This window comes from Lottiidibacillus patelloidae (assembly GCF_002262935.1).
Taxonomy (GTDB): Bacteria; Bacillota; Bacilli; order Bacillales; family SA5d-4; genus Lottiidibacillus; species Lottiidibacillus patelloidae.
In genome coordinates, this window is record NZ_NPIA01000002.1 from 460098 (window position 1) to 476844 (window position 16747).

The window sequence follows — 16747 nt, forward strand, 5'->3', positions numbered from 1 at the left end:
AGTCAAAATACAGAGACTCCTACGGAAAAGCCCGTGTCCGAAGACCCCCTAAGCAAGCAATGCGATTTTGCTTTCTTAGGAGGCTGAGGCCGTGCCCGTGGAAAGCGAAGGATTTTGGCGGAGCATTAATATATTTCCTTAGAGAATAAAAGAATAAAATAACCGAATTCATACAGATTGTAAATCTAAATGAGTCCGGTTATTACAATTCTTAAAACACATGTTCCCAGCATCTTTACTTTGCTATGTTAATCTGTCTTTTTTATTTCTTTACTTCCTTCAGGCTTTGCATCACCATGTTTCACATTTTTACTAGTATAAGGTTTAGCACTCTTTTTCTTAGAACTTTTTTGCCAACGATTCCAGCCTTTTTTACCAGTTCCACGACCTGTGCCACTTTTTCCTTTTGCTTTACTCATATGATCACTCCATTAATTTACGAAAAAATTCATTTATCCTTTACGTTCATTTTCACCATAGGACAATGATATATACCATACCACAGCATATCTCTGTTTAAAACAAAATCTTTTCATGGAAAACAATAAAAAAGAGCCGCAAGTTTTAATCTGCAACTCTTAATAAGATAAAGTGAAACTAATTAAATAACTCAATAAATATATCATTAACCTCTTTAACAGTTTCTGATGATAAACTAAAAATGGTGTGAGTGTTTTTTGTATCTTGAACCGTTATATTTTCGCCATCTATCCAGACAAAGTAAGAAGCTATTCCAAAATTTAATACGTAATCTGGCTTTGCCATATTAACTATACCTTCCACTTTTCTAGTCGAGTTGAAAACGTTGACAATACTTATAATGGAATCTTTATTATCTATTACCTTTGAAACATTTTTCTTGAAATCTTTTATCGTTACCTTTTCTATCTCTTCAACATTTAAATTTACGACCATCCCTTCTTCAATAACAAGGTTTTCATGTTTGAAATGTTCAGCGATATACGCATTTACTTTTCCATCGATATCACTTGTTGATTGATAATACGTTTCTCCCATTCGAAAAACATTTGTATCTACTGGAAATATACTAGTTATTTCATTACCTTCCGCGTCGACTAAATGTAAAGAGACACCACCGAATACGTCGACCTTCTCTGTTTTTATGAAAGATGTTTCTTGAAAAATTGTTAGAAATTCTTTAATTTTTTCTTTATTAGTCATTGTATAAAAGTAGCCATTAAAGTTACGTGCATTTATTTCTACTACATCCATGTCATTTGAGATGATGTTTTCGAATGACATGTTTGCTGAACTGCAAGCTATTATTGAAACGAGTAAGCCTATTATTGTTACAAACTTAATCAACTTCATTTCCTTCCCCCTTTTCAACTATTGGATTAAAAAGCTTTAATCTGTTAAAGGCAGCTGGACCCATACTTGATTAAAAATCTCTAAATCCTCCATTTTAAAGTAAATTGGCATGTATCCATAATGAACATAGCCACCTTCGAAGAGCGTTATTCTAACTTTCGTCCCATCATTTAGATAAACAATTAACTCTCTAAATCGTTCATCATTGTAATAGTCATGCCTTGTTAAAGGGAGGTCTTCTTGAAGTATTGGTTTTGTTTCATTTAAGGTTTCGAAAAATGAATGAATGAGATTCAAATCTGCTATATTTTGATAATTGGCAGTACTATTGTAAAAGTCACTATAATATCTTATCTGGGCTAAATTAACATTGTTAATGATTTTTAATTTTCCGAATAAGTCTTCGCCATTTTCAATGGTAATATTGTTAAGTGACTCAAAAATTTCAGCATACACCTTGCCATCTTTTTCTTCGTAAGTCATGATCCGAAAATCTTGATCATAGCCTTTGACACTATAAACATCCGTTATACCTACGGTAGATGCAAATTCAACAGTATATTCATCATGGCTACTCCATTCATCAATTGTTCCTTTTGTCATACCAAGTTTATCACCTATTAATGAATTGGCATGCTTTGCAATGATTTCTGTGTCTGTTTGTGTGTAGATTTTATTGTTGTATACAATTAAGCCAATCATGTTAGCTTTACTGTTTTCTTCTGGCAGCTTAATTTCTGGTATCGTAATGCTACCATCAGGTGAAGCAAAAAGGGTTTGTTCTGGTTGTGAATCTCTTAAGTTCAAATCATTAGTTACTGCATAGGTTCCAATACCTACTAGCAAACTCGCTGCAAAAAGGAATCCTCTTCGCTTAAACATTTTCATTTTCATTTCTGATTTTGCTTGTAAAACCCCCAATTTGCTTCTGTCACTTAATTCTCTTGGAATATCAATTTTATTCATTTCTTCAATTATTCTATTACTCATATAAATCCTCCTTCTTTATGTCATCGCGGAGTTTTGTTAAAGCTCGGTATAAAAGGGATTTTGTTGTTCCTAAAGGTATGTCCAATAGCTCTGCTATTTCTTGAAATGTATGTTCCTGATAATATTTTAAGATGATTACTGATTTTTCATCTTCATTTAACCTTTGAATTAAGTCATGTAATGTTAAATGAAGAGGAATGTCTTTACCTTCCTCTCGAAACAACCCATCATATTCCTTTTTTAATGGAATCACTTTTTTGTTCTTTTTTATAACGTTTATTGCAGATGCAATGGTTATTTTTAGTAGCCAAGTTTTGAAATACTGTGGTTGTTTAAGAGTATGTATGCTCTTAAAGGCTTTATAAGCTACCTCTTGTACAACATCTAATGCATCATTTTCATTTTTTACATACACGTAAGCCATTCGGTAGATATCTTCTTCATGACTTTGAAAAAGCTTTAAAAATGCCTTATCATTACCTTTTTGTGCTTTCTTAACCAGCTTAAGGACTGTAATAAAAATTCCCCCTTTCTTTTCGTTATATTAATTAGACAAATAAAAGCTCCATTTGGCTCAAAATGTTTTAAAAAAATCCCATCTCAAACTAGAGAAGGGATTTTTTGTGACGAAACATAGTCTTACAGAAAATAAACATCAATAATAAAAAGTAGCACTGGAACACAAATGAATATTACGATTGCAAAATTAATATGAAAATTTTAACATACAAAAGGAAATATATGTTAATTTTACTTAAAATAAAGGGATATTTTACTTTTCCTAGAATAATTTAAAATGATTAAAAGATTACGATACTTCATTTAGATCTAAAATATTAGAAGGAGGTAATGAGACATTAAAAAAATATTAATATTGTGGCTAATAATCGGTGCCTTTTTAGTAGGTTGTTTGAGTATCCCTGAGACAGAACCAACCCCAGTTCATCCGTTATTTTCCGCTCATGAGAACAAGTATTCTTTATTAATGGTACTAGAAACAGAAAAGACAGATTATAACAAATGGTTGGAAGATAACGAAATAACTAATGTTAAGACGATACATGGTCGAACTTCTTTGGAACATACAAATGGTGAATACAAGTTTTTAGAGTTAGAAAAATCTCCAGCATATGTTGTATTCGATACTAAAGATATTGTGTATAAAACGTACAGCGAGGAAGAATTGATTAAATTTTTAAAAGAAAACAACCCAAATTAGTCAGCCAATTGGAGCTTTCGTTATAGAATCTAAAAAAGTCATATCATTGATATGGCTTTTTGTTTATACTACTTGCACATAATTAAGCAGAAAAGACTACTTACATATGTTGACTGCAAACTAGCATCTTTATAATTCATGCAAGAATTTGTCAATCTCTTTCCTTGAGTTTAGTATTATTACTCGTTTTTCCGACTTCAAATCTTTCAGCATTTTTCTAAATTTTTTCTTCCGTCCTTTATATGTCGTCCAAATAAAATGTAAGAAGCCCCATTCCATTTGTTCTGTACAACCTTCGGCACGGTCTTCTCTCTCTTTACCTAAATGTGTTAGCCAACGTTTTAGCACTTGATAGATCGCAAACCATCTCGGAAGCTCAATGTATATAATTGTATCGGCATATGGCAAGCGTTCATTCATCGTGCTGCTATAATTTCCATCAATAACCCACTTTTCATTAGCTACAATCTTTTTTTGTCTTTCCCTAAATTGATCTTCACTAGCTTCCTTCCAACCTGGATTCCAATAGTGACAATCTAAATAATAGACAGGTATATTTAATTTCTTTCCGAGATTTCGTGTTAACGTAGATTTACCAACTCCAGCCGAAACTCCAATTACCATAATTCTTTCCATATCGCTCTACCCCCCCCATGACAAAAAACAGGTTAAAACATTATATGTTTTAACCTGTTAGTGCTTTTCTATATTATTTAGCTTCTAACATCGTTCTAGCATCTATTGTTTGAAAGCCTTGCGCTTCTGCAACAGCTGGATACGTTACGAAACCATTCATAGTGTTAATTCCATGTAGTAATGCTTCATTATCTAAACATGCTTGTACATAACCTTTATTTGCAATTTGTACAGCATAAGGAACTGTCACATTAGTAAGTGCAATTGTTGATGTACGAGGTACTGCACCTGGCATATTTGCAACTGCGTAATGAACGACACCGTGTTTTTCATAAGTAGGTGCATCATGTGTTGTGATGCGATCTGTCGTTGCAAAAATTCCACCTTGGTCAATTGCAACGTCAACTACTACTGAGCCTGGTTTCATTGACTTAATCATATCCTCAGTAACTAAGCGAGGCGCTTTAGCACCTGGAATTAATACTGCACCAATAACTAAATCAGCTTCTCTAACAGCGTCTGCAATATTAAAAGGATTAGACATTAATGTATTAACTGAATTTCCGAAAATGTCATCTAATTGACGTAAACGCTCTGGACTTAAGTCTAAAATAGTTACGTCTGCACCTAGTCCAATTGCCATTTTAGCAGCGTTCGTTCCTACGACACCACCACCGATAATCGCAACTTTACCACGTCTTACTCCTGGTACTCCACTTAGTAAGATACCTTTTCCACCATGTGGGCGCTCTAAAAATTGTGCACCAATTTGAGAAGCCATACGACCTGCAACTTCACTCATAGGTGTTAAAAGAGGTAATGAACCATTTGTAGCTTGTACAGTCTCATAAGCAATTCCAACGACTTTATTTTCAATTAACGCTTTTGTTAGTTCCGGTTCTGGAGCTAAATGTAAATATGTAAATAAAATTAATCCTGGATAAAAATACCCATACTCTTCTGGTAATGGCTCTTTTACTTTCATAACCATTTCCATTGACCATGCATCTGCAGCAGTTTCAACAATTTGTGCTCCTGCTTCTATATATTGTTCATCTGTGAAAGAAGAGCCTAAACCTGCCCCTGTTTCGATAAATACTTCGTGACCATTTCTAACTAAAGATACTACTCCCGCTGGCGTCATAGCCACACGGTTTTCATTGTTTTTAATTTCAGCCGGTACTCCTATACGCATGAAAAAAACCTCCTAAAAAAACATAATATTTATGATGTCCATTCATTAGTTGCTTAAAACCTTTTTAAAAGCATTATTACTATAACACCAAACTTCTAAAAGCGAAATAGTGAAAATAAAAATAAGTTATTTTTAGAAAATTATGTATAATGACTAGGGATGTAAGCACTTACATTATACACTACTTAAGGAAATGGACAAAAGCTTGTCCAGCAAGTCCTCCAACAAATACAAAGCCTATACCGATAATAAAAGTACTTGCTCCATAAAATAGAGTTCGCTTCCATCTTCCTCTTTGTAATATATGCAAAGATTCATACATAAAAGTTGAATACGTTGTAAATCCACCTAAAAATCCTATTGAAATTATCAAGGCAATAAGTGACTCTGAAATACCAAAAACAAAACCAATGATAAATGAACCTAATACATTAATAGCAAAAGTAGCATACGGGATGTATTGGTTATTAATTTTCTCCATCTTATTAGTTATTACAAACCTTAACGTCGCACCTAGTCCACCAGCTAGTGCAATAAAAAGAATATCCATTATTGTTTCACCTGATTATTAGTTATTTTTAGCGTAATTCTATATCCGAGTATTGCAATCAATAAGCCACATAAATAACTTATCACCATGTATAAAAGAGCTTGTATGTATTCTTCATTTGTCAGATAGATTGATACTTCTAAAGCTAGTGCTGAAAAGGTGGTAAGAGCACCAAATAAACCAGTAGCAATAAAAGCTTTAGTTTCATCTTCTAATCGAAAAGTGTGAGTTGCAAGCGTATAAAAAATGATTAATCCTAACGTCCCTAGCATATTTACTGTAAATGTAGCAAAAGGAAAACTAGTCTGATTGAAAAGCAGCATGCTGAAATATCTCAATACCGTACCTAAAGCACCTCCAACAAAAACTGCAACAAGTTTTGGCATCTCCCCCACCCTCCTCTTCTAGCCACTATAACATAATATGCCAATTATTTAATCGCTTATTTACAATGAAAAAAACTTGAAATAAACTTAGGGAAACGAACGAACTAAAGGGGAAATAAATGACTACTAATACGAGAACAAATTCGAGTGCGATAGAAAAGTTCGGTCTTGATGCCGTGCCAGCACATTTAAAAACTACTTCTTGGTACAATTACTTTTTTATTCAAATAGCCATTTCCGTGAATGCGGGTAATGTTTTAGTGCCAGCGTTAGCTGTCTTAGAAGGTGGACTTTCAGCTCCAGCAGCAGTTTTAAGTACATTTTTAGGAGGGTTACTTGCTTTTTTCTTTGTCTCTTTATTATCAAAGCCTGGAGCAACGGATGGGATTCCGTCGCAATATGCCATTCGGACATTTTTAGGAACTAAGAATGCTCGATTTTTCGCCTCACCAGTTCGAACATTAACTTCATTATACTGGTTTGCTGTACAAACGATTGGTGGTACATATATTATTGTTGAGCTTTTTCAACGGGCGTTTAATATTAAACTTCCGTTTATTGCAACAGCTTCTGTCCTTTCTATACTTATTGGCCTGCTCGCATTAGTTGGATTTCATGCGATAAAAAAGATAACTACAATGTTTCTACCACTACTTCTTATAGGTGGAATTATCATGTTATACCTACTATTCACTGGCTTTGAAGGACAACATTCGTTTGCCATAGCTTTTGGAAAAGGACAAGACGATCCTTTAACGATGATATTTTATGCGAGTTTAGCATTTGTTCAGTATGTCTCAGGTGTTAGTAGCGCTTCAGATTTATCACGCTATGCAAAAAGTGAGCGTCATGCTTTTTGGGGGCTATTAAGTGGTAATAGTCTTGGATTTATTATGACTGCAATGCTCGGAGCTTATAGTGCATCCCTTGCTGGTAACTGGAATCCTTTTGTAACAACAAGTAGATTAACTGATTCTGTTTTACTATTAACAATTATTTTTCTAACAGCTGTTATTTCGTTAATAAATATAAATTTAAGTAACGCTTATACGGCCGGTTTTAGCTTATTAAATACCTTCTCATTTCTTGGACGAATTAAAAGTGCTGTCATTATTATGCTAATTGGGACGTTATTAAGTATGATGCCTACGCTTGTAGATGAAGCTAAAATATTTATTTCAAGTTTAGGTGCTGTTGTTATCCCTTTATCTGCCGTTATAGTTACTGATTTTCTTCTAAGTAAACATGAAAGTTATACACGGCAATATTACCCGCTAAACCGAATAGCCTTATACTCCTTAATAGTTGGAACAATTTTGTATATTGTAATTCCAAATGAACTGTCACCTGGATTTATTACGTTTGTCATCACTGCAATTTTTTATATAATTGTCAGCAAAATCTTTGGTAAAGGGAAATTTAAAAATGAAGTTATCTGAGCATATCTTACAAAGTTTTGCTATAAAGGGAGAGAAAGTACCCTTGCTTGGGGGACAAAACACTTCTGTAAAAGTCGGGAATGTTGTATTCAAACCTATTGATGATACAGTTCACTATGAATGGATATCTTCTGTTATTGAAAATCTTTCACCTAAAGGTTATCGCCTTGCTAAGCCAGTTAGAGATACGCATGGATTTTTTGTCAATGACGGTTGGATATGTAATACGTTTGAAAGCGGGCAAGAAAAAGACGGGTGTGTGAATGAAAAATTATACGTTTCAAGACTTTTCCATCAGGATTTAACTCACATATCTGTTAATAATTTTCAGCAACCTCGGAATGCTTGGGAAACTGGGCATCAAGTAGCATGGCAACAAGAAGCGATTCCCGAAGACATCTCGTTTGAAGCAAAGGTAATAATTAAAGACCTGCTAGCAAAGGTAACTCTTAAAAACCACTATAACAAACAAATTGTGCACGGCGATTTATCTGGAAATGTTCTTTTCCATAAATCTTTACCGCCGTTAATTATTGATTTTTCACCAACAGTTGCACCAGTTGAATATGCAGAAGCAATATTGGTCTGTGATTGTATTGCCTGGCAAGGAAGTATGGTTAGTGAATTAAATGTTTTACCTCTTAATGATTATTATGAAATGATTATTCGGGCAATTGTATTTAGACTGACTGTAGCAGCTATTTTTTCTAAGAATAATAAAGATAACTTTCTTAATGAATATGAATGTTTTAAACCAATCATTGATTTCGTTAAATAAAAGCGGCCTTTATAAATGGCCGCTTCTTTTTGTTATTGATTTTTAATCGCTTTTTCATGGTCTATTTCTTCTTCAATAGCAATTGGCGTAACATTTCCGCTATTATATGCATTTGTTAATAACGCATTGAAAGTTAGCTCTGAAGCTGCCTCATTATCGTAAAAGAACTTTTGTTTTTCAATTTTTTCTTTATTCTCTGCCATCTAGTTGCACCCCCTAGGTTGTATTACACGTATTTTCTCCGATTGAAAGGTATTCATTCGTCATGTAAAATGGAAACGAGTGGAGGGGTTCGAATGAGCTATACTTTCGAGTACGATAATAGGTTAGGAATTACGATTCCAGATTTACATAAATTTTGGGACCAATATTCCAAAGAAGAACAAGCGGAAATATTATTTAAGTGGGAAAAAATCCGTGGTACCATACCTGATCGAATTAAAGATCTTGAAATAGAAATAAATAATAAACAAGAACAACTTAACGTTGAAGAAAACTTCGAAAAATCATGTCAACTAAACTCTGACATTGCTGAGCTCGCTTCAATAATTAATGACTTATGGTTGTGGTTTAGAGCAAACCAGCGAATTGATAGTGGTAAAACTCACGCGTAAATAGGAAAGCGAGTGCCTTTAGCGGAAATAACCTGCTTGCTGTTATTAAAAATCCGAGCTCATCCAGATAGAATTTCTGAATGAACTCGGATTCTTTTGTTTCTGTCCCAACCACATCTTCTTACTTTCTTTCAAATAATAGACGTTTCTGATAAAATTTTTGTGCAAACTCGGTAATTTCCTTCGTGAATTTATAATTAATACCTGCACCGAGCGCGATACTTAAAAATGGAATGTTATCTTTTGATCGACAGGAGCGAATAAACAATAGTTTCAAAAATTGTAGAGCACCGACTGTTACCGTGTTAATGTTTGAAAAATTCTCTTCTCCCTCGTAAAAAAAAGCATCTTCTTCTACCTTACTTACTTCTTTCCAAAGCCTATTCCAAGCTTCACCTTTCATCCTTTTTGGCATGATTGATGCATGAAACACTTTTAAAGAAATCATTAACTCCGATGGAATATTAATATCATATCCATAGCTGATAGAAACATTTTGGATTGCCCGTAAATTTAATATAAACGTGAATGGTAAGTCTGCAATTGTAAATCCTCCACCATAGCCTGTTAATCCACCTTGCACAAGTGACAGCAACCGCTGTTTTGCAACATCTTGTTCTGCCATGTAAATAATTTGATCAATCGGCAAGCTTCTAATATCGGATAATTCTCTAACATTTGTATCAAAAGTTCTTGCTTTGCGAATATAATATAACTTTTTTTCATGGAGTGATTGCGAGTTTTCAATAAAAGCATGTAAGTGGAAAAGATACGTATCTATTTTAGACAAAAAAGCTTCCCTTTTTGCTTTGTCTATTTTACGAAAAGCAGCACTTATCCATTTTTCATAATATTGTTCAAAATCATTAGGAAAATAATTGAGCAACTCCATCTCCCAATCTTTAATTTCATTCATTAATTGCTCATCACGAGTAATCTTCATTATCATTTCCCCCCAATAAAAAAACACCTATGATTTATTGTACTCATAGGTGCCTATCTTTTATGATGTTAAACGTATAGTATCTCGTGCAATCATCACTTCTTCATTTGTTGGAACGATTAAAACTTTAACCGGGGAATGAGGGAAGTTAAGGAAAACTTCTTTTCCTCTTACTTTATTTAAAGCTGGATCCCAATATACTCCCATAAATTCTAACCCTTTTAATACTCGTGCACGGATGACATCACTATTTTCGCCAATTCCGGCTGTGAAAATTATTGCATCCACTCCATGCATTCTAGCAGCATATGATCCGATATACTTATGAATACGAGAAGCGAATACTTCTAATGCAAGCTCCGCTCTTTTATTACCACGTTCCGCTTCAAATTCAATGTCTCGTAAATCACTTGAAAAGCCTGATACTCCTAAAATTCCACTCTTTTTATTTAAGATATCTAGTACTTTCTCAGCAGTATTATCTGTTTTTTCCATAATATAAGGAATGAGTGCTGGGTCGATATTACCTGATCTAGTCCCCATTGTTACACCAGCTAAAGGTGTGAATCCCATTGAGGTATCGATGGATCTCCCACCTTCTATTGCAGCAATACTAGCACCATTTCCTAAGTGGCAAGAAATAAGTCGCAATTGTTCTAATGGTCTTCCTAAAAGCTGTGCTGTTCTTTCTGATACATACTTATGTGAAGTCCCATGAAAACCGTATTTACGGATACCATAATTTTTATAGTATTCATAAGGTAAGCTGTATAAGAATGATTGTTCAGGCATTGTTTGATGAAATGCTGTATCGAAGACAGCAACCGCAGAAACGTGTGGTAAAACTTCTTTAAAAGCTCTAATCCCTACAAGGTTAGCAGGATTATGTAACGGTGCTAATTCTGAAATTTCTTCTATTTTAGCGATGATTTCATCGGTAATTACGACAGAGTCTGAAAATACTTCTCCGCCATGGACAACACGATGCCCTATGCCATCAATTTCATCTAAAGAAGAAATAATATTAAAATTGATTAACTTTTCCAACAACATATTCACAGCTACACTGTGATCAGGAATATCTGTTGTCTCTTCAACTTTTTTACCATCAACATAAATGGAGAAAATCGAATCATTTAATCCAATACGTTCAACCACACCTTTTGTAAGTACAGTTTCTTTTGGCATTTCTAATAATTGAAACTTTAGTGAAGAACTCCCTGCGTTGATTGCCATTATTTTAGCCAAAATATCAAACTCCTTTTTCTATCGTGTGCTCCATTCTTTCGAAAACCAATCATTCATTTGCGCCATCATGCTTTCCATTGCCTTCATATTCGAGAATTTAGGTAAATCTGCTAGGAGCACCTGATGTGGTTGCTTTGCTGTAGTTCCTTTTTTCTGGAGTATAAGTATACTTTTTGCAAACTTCTCATTTTTAAACAGTGAAAGTGGTAATTTTAATAATCCAATAATATATGCATTTTCACGAAGATATTTGTTTAATTTTTCAGCCTGCTCCCCTTCAAAAGTGAAGTTAGGTATCATTAATAAACAATATCCATCATCTTTAACGTAATTTAAACTTTGTTCAATCATTAAGTAGTGTGAGTATGAGTGACCTTTATCTGCTTTTAATTTATACGTTTTAGCAACTGCATCGTTTGGATAATAGCCAAGCGGTAAATCTGAGACGATAAAGTCCGTTTTTGATAAATATAAAGGTTTAAAACTATCTTGATGATATAACTCAATCGAATTTTCTTGTAAATTAGCATTGGCATAGCATAGTTTTAATAATGTTTCATCGACATCAGATCCAAATCCTGCAATCTTCTTCTTCGAATTATTTATTAAAGCAGACATTAAATTGCCCGTTCCGATTGCTGGATCAAACAAAGAAAATTTCTCTTTTGATTCTGTCATTTTATTTAATAAATAGCTTAAAAATAAAGCAACAGCATCTGGCGTCATTTCATGGTGTGGCTGTGTTCCTTCCTTCATACCTTTTAAAATTGCTAGCTGAAATGCTTTGCGAATTTCGTCTTTACTATATGATTCTAACTGTTCTTTTTCATATTCCTTCTTTAATTGCTGTTTAAAGACCTCATTATGCGCGTGAATTTCCCCATGAAAAATATTTTCACTCGTTTCAATTAAGGCTTCAAGGTATGTAATATCCATTTCTTTTTGAATTAATGTGGCAGTATTGTCAAATAAATAAAATAATTTTTCATATGTAACAACTGTATTCATGAAAGTTACTTCCCCCATTAAGGTATTTTGCTCATTTTTGTATTTTAGCACGAAAAAAGAAAAAGCTTCAATGAAGTTGCCGTCATTGAAGCTTAAAATTAAAATTCTGTCTTATTTAGCTGCTTTTGCTGCCGCTACTGCTGCTTCGTAATTTGGATGATCTGTACCTTCAGCAACATACTCAACATATGTAACATTATCATTACTATCAATTACGAAAATCGCACGCGCTAATAAGCGAAGGTTTTCCATTAGAACGCCATAACCTTTAGCAAATGAAAGGTCGCGGTGATCTGATAAAGTCTTCACATTATCAATGCCATTAGCTCCACACCAACGTTTTTGTGCAAAAGGTAAATCAGCACTAATTGTTATAATATTTACGTTATTTAAGCTAGCAGCTTCTTCATTAAATTTACGAGTTTGTGCATCACATACTCCTGTATCAATAGAAGGTACTGAACTGATGATGCGAACAGTTCCTGCTGTATCATTTAAAGAAACTTGCGACATATCATTTGCTAATACTGTAAAATCAGGTGCTTTGTCTCCAACTTTCACTTCATTACCTGATAATTGCAAAGGATTGCCTTTCCATGTAATCTGTGCCAATTTTATCTCTCCCTTTTATAACTTCTTCTCTTTGATTTTAGCGAAAGAGTGTCTCTACGTCAAAAATCTAGATCTTGTTTTTTCTGCGTATTCGATGTGACATTGTTACTTTCGCGATTATTAGATTTGTCTGACGATTTTTTACCAGACATCATCCCTTGAATTTTCTCAACAACTTGAGGAGCAAAATCAATTAACTTTTCAACTAAATGAGTTTGTTCATCAACATGGACCATTTTAACTCCTGATGAATTTACGATTAAAAAAGCGATTGGCGTAATTGAGACACCACCACCACTTCCTCCGCCGAAAGGATGATCTGAAGAATTTTTCTGTTCTGTTCCGCTTCCTTGTGAATTTTGTTTCCCTTGCGATTGGGCACTAAATTCACTGCCTCCAGCAACAAAACCGAATCCGACTTTAGATATTGTTAAGATAACACTTCCATCCGGTGTTTCTACTGGATCACCGATAATCGTGTTAACATCAATCATTTGTTTTAAGTTTTCCATGGCTGTCTTCATTAAACCTTCAATTGGATGTTGTTCCATGATGTTTTCCCACCTTTCCAGTATTTTACTACCCTAATGGCTGCGAAAATAGCATGCCCAATTCTGAAGGAAATCATACATTGTAACCTCGTCTGAGATGTTTTCATTTGAAACAGCGGATAGATGGAAACTTCCGGTTTTGTTTGCACCTTTAAGAGGTTGGATAGAAGTCCATATATACTCCCTTTCACACCCCATAATAGCCCAACAGCAATTGCAGTTTGCGAAGCATCACCTGTACCTAAATGGCTATCCCATTGAAACTTTTTTAGTTCCACGTGCTTTAAAAACTTTTTTATAATTTTATTAAAACCAATAACTTTTTGCAGAAATTCCTTTGCTTCTTTTAATTTATTTAATAATTCCGTTGGAGTTAACTTAATATCTTTTTCTTCTTTTTCTTTATCGCTATTTCGCTCTGTTTTTTCTTTCTTGAAAACTAAGGAAGGAGAATTTTCTTCTACTTTCATCAATGGAATATTTACGTTGTAAGAAAGCAATCCATACCAAGCTTTCATTGTAATACCTAAATGATCATTATCTTGTTCGTGTAAATAATAAATACTGATATTTAGTTTTGTTAAGATGATTATTAAAATAAATATAATTAGTGCACTTGCAATCCACAAATACCATGGCATACAGCAATCTCCAACTCCTTTCGTTTCCATTATCAACATCCGGTAAATATAATAAACTTAAAAGATAAGCAAGTTTCTACATGATTTTTTCAAATTGTAATAAAATAACTAAGTACTCGTAGATAGAATCGGAATAATAAGGTAGGTGCATTATGTTAGAAAGAAGAAATATTTACTTCTTTTATAAAGAAGATCCTTTGTTAAAAGAAAAAGTAGATGAAATCATTGAAATCATGAGTAAGTACCAATTCTCTGTAGTTAATGAACCTACAGATGCTGATATTATTGTTAGTTTTGGAAATGACGGATCATTTCTGCAAGCTGTACGTAAGACAGGCTTTCGTGAAGATTGCTTATATGCTGGCATTGGCGTTCATGCTAAAAACTTTTATTGCGACTTCCATGTCGAAGATATTCCTGGAATGATTGCAGCGATGTTAATGGAAAAAATAGAAGTTCGTCGTTATCCAACAATAAAAGTAACTATTGATAACTCGCTTGAGTTTTATTGTTTAAATGAAGTTTCCATTCGCTCTGCAATAATAAAAACATTAGAAATGTCAGTATTTATTGATGATTTATATTTTGAAACATTCCGTGGTGATGGACTAATTGTTTCTACTCCAACTGGTAGTACAGCATACAATAAGTCACTTAACGGTGCAGTCGTTGATCCAATGCTAGAGTGTGTCCAAGTTAGTGAACTCGCATCAATTAATAATAATACGTATCGAACATTAGGATCTCCGTTTTTATTAAGTGGAAAACGGGCATTAACGTTAAAGGTAACGCAAGATGGTAATGATTATCCGATTATTGGAATGGATAATGAAGCCGTAAGTATTAGAAATGTCCATGAAGTGAAAGTAGAATTAACAGATAAGAAAATCAAAACGGTAAAATTAAAAAACAACTCCTTTTGGCATAAAGTACAACGAAACTTTTTATAACTTGGTAAAATTGGAAAAGCACGTGCGATTCTTCCCTAATTTTCAGCACGTGTTTTTGTTATGACAAATGGATAAAACTTGATGAAACAGGTGATTTTATGGTACTTTCAATGCTGTATACATCGGCAAATGAACGCGAAAGGAAGTTAAAAATATGACAAAACAACATATCGGCGTATTAGGTGTTGGAGTAATGGGGAAAAGTTTAGCATTAAACTTTGAGAGTAAAGGATATTCTGTATCTCTTTATGACGTTTTTTCAGAAACAACAAAGAACATAATTGCATCCAACCCTAATAAAAACCTTAAAGCGACTTTCTCTGTTGAGGAGTTTATTAATTCATTAGAAGTTCCACGAAAAATTCTACTTATGGTTAAAGCAGGAGAAGTAACGGATAAAGCGATTGACTCGTTATTACCTTTCTTATCTGAAGGTGACATATTAATAGATGGCGGTAACACGTTATTCATAGATACGATTCGCCGTAATAAAGCATTGCAAGAAAAAGGAATTAACTTTATCGGTGCAGGTGTATCTGGTGGAGAAGAAGGTGCACTTAAAGGACCAGCAATTATGCCTGGGGGACAACGTGAAGCTTTTGATCTTGTGAGACCTCTACTAGAAGATATCGCTGCAAAAGTAGATGGTGACCCTTGTTGTACATATATTGGTCCAGATGGTGCTGGGCATTACGTTAAAATGGTACATAACGGAATTGAATATGGTGATATGCAGTTAATTTGCGAAGCATATTTCCTTTTGAAAAATACATTGAACCTATCTTATGAAGAGTTACACAAAATTTTCGCGGAATGGAATGCTGGCGAATTAGATAGCTATTTAATGGAAATTACTGCAAACATCTTCACAAAAGTAGATGAAGAAACTGGCAAGCCACTTGTTGATGTTATTCTAGATACAGCTGGACAAAAAGGTACTGGAAAATGGACAAGTAAGGATGCCCTTGATTTAGGAGTACCACTTCCAATTATTACTGAATCTGTATTTGCTCGCTTTATTTCTGCGATGAAAGAAGAGCGTGTCAAGGCTAGTAAAGTTTTATCAGGACCTAATAAGCCATTTACTGGTGATAAAAATGAATTTATTGAATCTGTAAGAAAAGCTTTATATATGAGTAAAATTTGTTCATACGCTCAAGGGTTTGCTCAACTAAAAGCTGCATCAGAAGAATACAATTGGGACTTACAATATGGTAGTATTGCGATGATTTTTAGAGGTGGATGTATTATCCGTGCTGGCTTCTTACAAAACATTAAAGAAGCATATGATCGCGATGGAAATCTTGCAAACTTAATGCTTGATCCTTACTTTAAAGAAATTGTTGAGAGCTATCAAACGGCCTTAAGAGACACTATTTCAACTGCAGTACAGCACGGTATTCCCGTTCCTGCATTATCTAGTGCATTATCTTACTATGATAGCTATCGTACGGAAACGTTGCCTGCAAACCTTTTACAAGCACAACGTGACTATTTCGGAGCACATACGTATAAGCGCATTGATAAAGAAGGAACGTTCCATACTGACTGGTTAAAATAGAAAAGCTGAAGCAATCGGTTAGCGGCGTAAAAACTGGAACGCTCTGATTAAGATAAAGGATACATCGAAATGGAAAGGCGACTGTTCATCAACT

The 16747-nt window shown here is 34.1% G+C and carries 21 protein-coding genes; 6 read left to right on the forward strand and 15 right to left on the reverse strand.

The annotated features are described in order from the left end of the window. Window positions 1-248: 248 nt before the first annotated feature. The 4 genes from CIB95_RS06350 to CIB95_RS06365 form a co-directional block, all read right to left on the reverse strand. Window positions 249-419 (reverse strand): DUF3934 family protein, encoded by a 171-nt coding sequence (locus CIB95_RS06350; protein WP_094923350.1) that lies wholly within the window; start codon window positions 417-419, stop codon window positions 249-251. Window positions 420-597: 178 nt separating this feature from the next. After that, complete coding sequence (locus CIB95_RS06355) at window positions 598-1332, reverse strand: hypothetical protein (RefSeq protein WP_094923352.1); 735 nt, start codon at window positions 1330-1332, stop codon at window positions 598-600. Between the two features lie 36 nt (window positions 1333-1368). Further along, window positions 1369-2322, reverse strand: coding sequence for a hypothetical protein (locus tag CIB95_RS06360; RefSeq protein ID WP_094923354.1), 954 nt, complete (start codon window positions 2320-2322; stop codon window positions 1369-1371). After that, a complete protein-coding gene (locus CIB95_RS06365) occupies window positions 2315-2839 on the reverse strand; it encodes a sigma-70 family RNA polymerase sigma factor (protein ID WP_094923356.1) in 525 nt (174 codons plus the stop codon). Before CIB95_RS06365 ends, CIB95_RS06360 begins: the two co-directional genes overlap by 8 nt. A 393-nt stretch (window positions 2840-3232) precedes the next feature. On the opposite strand from CIB95_RS06365, the gene CIB95_RS06370 reads away from it, so the two are divergent. After that, window positions 3233-3541, forward strand: a complete 309-nt coding sequence (locus CIB95_RS06370) for a hypothetical protein (RefSeq protein ID WP_142296471.1) — start codon at window positions 3233-3235, stop codon at window positions 3539-3541. A gap of 129 nt (window positions 3542-3670) precedes the next feature. Here the strand turns inward: CIB95_RS06370 and CIB95_RS06375 are convergent, their stop codons facing one another. The 4 genes from CIB95_RS06375 to crcB form a co-directional block, all read right to left on the reverse strand. Next, on the reverse strand, window positions 3671-4177 hold the full coding sequence (locus CIB95_RS06375) for a P-loop NTPase family protein (RefSeq protein WP_094923361.1): 507 nt from the start codon (window positions 4175-4177) through the stop codon (window positions 3671-3673). A 73-nt stretch (window positions 4178-4250) separates the two neighbouring features. Beyond that, entirely contained in the window at window positions 4251-5372 is a 1122-nt protein-coding gene (gene ald, locus CIB95_RS06380) for an alanine dehydrogenase (protein ID WP_094923363.1), read from the reverse strand. Between the two features lie 181 nt (window positions 5373-5553). Continuing rightward, complete coding sequence (locus tag CIB95_RS06385) at window positions 5554-5922, reverse strand: fluoride efflux transporter FluC (RefSeq protein WP_094923366.1); 369 nt, start codon at window positions 5920-5922, stop codon at window positions 5554-5556. Beyond that, complete coding sequence (gene crcB / locus CIB95_RS06390) at window positions 5922-6308, reverse strand: fluoride efflux transporter CrcB (protein WP_094923368.1); 387 nt, start codon at window positions 6306-6308, stop codon at window positions 5922-5924. The genes CIB95_RS06385 and crcB overlap by 1 nt, the downstream gene beginning before the upstream one ends. A 119-nt stretch (window positions 6309-6427) precedes the next feature. Here crcB and CIB95_RS06395 point away from each other — a divergent pair, with 119 nt between their 5' ends. Further along, complete coding sequence (locus tag CIB95_RS06395) at window positions 6428-7747, forward strand: purine-cytosine permease family protein (protein WP_094923371.1); 1320 nt, start codon at window positions 6428-6430, stop codon at window positions 7745-7747. Then, a complete protein-coding gene (locus CIB95_RS06400) occupies window positions 7734-8525 on the forward strand; it encodes an aminoglycoside phosphotransferase/kinase family protein (protein WP_094923373.1) in 792 nt (263 codons plus the stop codon). Before CIB95_RS06395 ends, CIB95_RS06400 begins: the two co-directional genes overlap by 14 nt. A 32-nt stretch (window positions 8526-8557) precedes the next feature. Here the strand turns inward: CIB95_RS06400 and CIB95_RS16185 are convergent, their stop codons facing one another. Further along, on the reverse strand, window positions 8558-8728 hold the full coding sequence (locus CIB95_RS16185) for a hypothetical protein (protein WP_158217571.1): 171 nt from the start codon (window positions 8726-8728) through the stop codon (window positions 8558-8560). 93 nt (window positions 8729-8821) lie between these two features. Between CIB95_RS16185 and CIB95_RS06405 the strand changes: the two genes are divergently transcribed. Next, entirely contained in the window at window positions 8822-9139 is a 318-nt protein-coding gene (locus CIB95_RS06405; RefSeq protein ID WP_094923375.1) for a hypothetical protein, read from the forward strand. Window positions 9140-9260: 121 nt separating this feature from the next. Here CIB95_RS06405 and CIB95_RS06410 read toward each other — a convergent pair whose 3' ends face one another. The 6 genes from CIB95_RS06410 to CIB95_RS06435 all read right to left on the reverse strand — a co-directional run bounded on the left by CIB95_RS06410 (window position 9261) and on the right by CIB95_RS06435 (window position 14142). After that, the gene (locus tag CIB95_RS06410; protein ID WP_158217572.1) at window positions 9261-10082 is read right to left on the reverse strand and encodes an EcsC family protein; all 822 of its coding nucleotides are present in this window, start codon (window positions 10080-10082) and stop codon (window positions 9261-9263) included. A gap of 60 nt (window positions 10083-10142) precedes the next feature. Continuing rightward, window positions 10143-11330 carry an acetate kinase gene (locus CIB95_RS06415; protein WP_094923380.1) on the reverse strand — a complete coding sequence of 396 codons (1188 nt, stop codon included), beginning with the start codon at window positions 11328-11330 and terminating at the stop codon, window positions 10143-10145. A gap of 18 nt (window positions 11331-11348) precedes the next feature. Then, a complete protein-coding gene (locus CIB95_RS06420; protein ID WP_094923383.1) occupies window positions 11349-12338 on the reverse strand; it encodes a class I SAM-dependent methyltransferase in 990 nt (329 codons plus the stop codon). 111 nt (window positions 12339-12449) lie between these two features. Next, on the reverse strand, window positions 12450-12950 hold the full coding sequence (tpx, locus tag CIB95_RS06425; protein ID WP_094923386.1) for a thiol peroxidase: 501 nt from the start codon (window positions 12948-12950) through the stop codon (window positions 12450-12452). 59 nt (window positions 12951-13009) lie between these two features. After that, window positions 13010-13501, reverse strand: a complete 492-nt coding sequence (ytfJ, locus tag CIB95_RS06430) for a GerW family sporulation protein (protein WP_094923389.1) — start codon at window positions 13499-13501, stop codon at window positions 13010-13012. Continuing rightward, window positions 13474-14142, reverse strand: coding sequence for a DUF2953 domain-containing protein (locus tag CIB95_RS06435; protein ID WP_158217573.1), 669 nt, complete (start codon window positions 14140-14142; stop codon window positions 13474-13476). The genes ytfJ and CIB95_RS06435 overlap by 28 nt, the downstream gene beginning before the upstream one ends. A 152-nt stretch (window positions 14143-14294) precedes the next feature. Between CIB95_RS06435 and CIB95_RS06440 the strand changes: the two genes are divergently transcribed. Both CIB95_RS06440 and gndA read left to right on the forward strand, forming a co-directional pair. Beyond that, window positions 14295-15092 (forward strand): NAD kinase, encoded by a 798-nt coding sequence (locus CIB95_RS06440; protein WP_094923395.1) that lies wholly within the window; start codon window positions 14295-14297, stop codon window positions 15090-15092. A gap of 154 nt (window positions 15093-15246) precedes the next feature. After that, the gene (gndA, locus tag CIB95_RS06445) at window positions 15247-16653 is read left to right on the forward strand and encodes an NADP-dependent phosphogluconate dehydrogenase (RefSeq protein WP_094923397.1); all 1407 of its coding nucleotides are present in this window, start codon (window positions 15247-15249) and stop codon (window positions 16651-16653) included. Window positions 16654-16747 lie beyond the last annotated feature (94 nt).

Excerpts from the sequence above, each read along its gene's own strand:
- CIB95_RS06350 (WP_094923350.1), bottom strand. The coding sequence starts at position 419 with ATGAGTAAAGCAAAAGGAAAAAGTGGCACAGGTCGTGGAACTGGTAAA.
- CIB95_RS06355 (WP_094923352.1), bottom strand. The coding sequence starts at position 1,332 with ATGAAGTTGATTAAGTTTGTAACAATAATAGGCTTACTCGTTTCAATA.
- CIB95_RS06360 (WP_094923354.1), bottom strand. The coding sequence starts at position 2,322 with ATGAGTAATAGAATAATTGAAGAAATGAATAAAATTGATATTCCAAGA.
- CIB95_RS06375 (WP_094923361.1), bottom strand. The coding sequence starts at position 4,177 with ATGGAAAGAATTATGGTAATTGGAGTTTCGGCTGGAGTTGGTAAATCT.
- ald (WP_094923363.1), bottom strand. The coding sequence starts at position 5,372 with ATGCGTATAGGAGTACCGGCTGAAATTAAAAACAATGAAAACCGTGTG.
- CIB95_RS06385 (WP_094923366.1), bottom strand. The coding sequence starts at position 5,922 with ATGGATATTCTTTTTATTGCACTAGCTGGTGGACTAGGTGCGACGTTA.
- crcB (WP_094923368.1), bottom strand. The coding sequence starts at position 6,308 with ATGCCAAAACTTGTTGCAGTTTTTGTTGGAGGTGCTTTAGGTACGGTA.
- CIB95_RS06395 (WP_094923371.1), top strand. The coding sequence starts at position 6,428 with ATGACTACTAATACGAGAACAAATTCGAGTGCGATAGAAAAGTTCGGT.
- CIB95_RS06400 (WP_094923373.1), top strand. The coding sequence starts at position 7,734 with ATGAAGTTATCTGAGCATATCTTACAAAGTTTTGCTATAAAGGGAGAG.
- CIB95_RS16185 (WP_158217571.1), bottom strand. The coding sequence starts at position 8,728 with ATGGCAGAGAATAAAGAAAAAATTGAAAAACAAAAGTTCTTTTACGAT.
- CIB95_RS06405 (WP_094923375.1), top strand. The coding sequence starts at position 8,822 with ATGAGCTATACTTTCGAGTACGATAATAGGTTAGGAATTACGATTCCA.
- CIB95_RS06410 (WP_158217572.1), bottom strand. The coding sequence starts at position 10,082 with ATGAAGATTACTCGTGATGAGCAATTAATGAATGAAATTAAAGATTGG.
- CIB95_RS06420 (WP_094923383.1), bottom strand. The coding sequence starts at position 12,338 with ATGAATACAGTTGTTACATATGAAAAATTATTTTATTTATTTGACAAT.
- ytfJ (WP_094923389.1), bottom strand. The coding sequence starts at position 13,501 with ATGGAACAACATCCAATTGAAGGTTTAATGAAGACAGCCATGGAAAAC.
- CIB95_RS06435 (WP_158217573.1), bottom strand. The coding sequence starts at position 14,142 with ATGCCATGGTATTTGTGGATTGCAAGTGCACTAATTATATTTATTTTA.
- CIB95_RS06440 (WP_094923395.1), top strand. The coding sequence starts at position 14,295 with ATGTTAGAAAGAAGAAATATTTACTTCTTTTATAAAGAAGATCCTTTG.
- gndA (WP_094923397.1), top strand. The coding sequence starts at position 15,247 with ATGACAAAACAACATATCGGCGTATTAGGTGTTGGAGTAATGGGGAAA.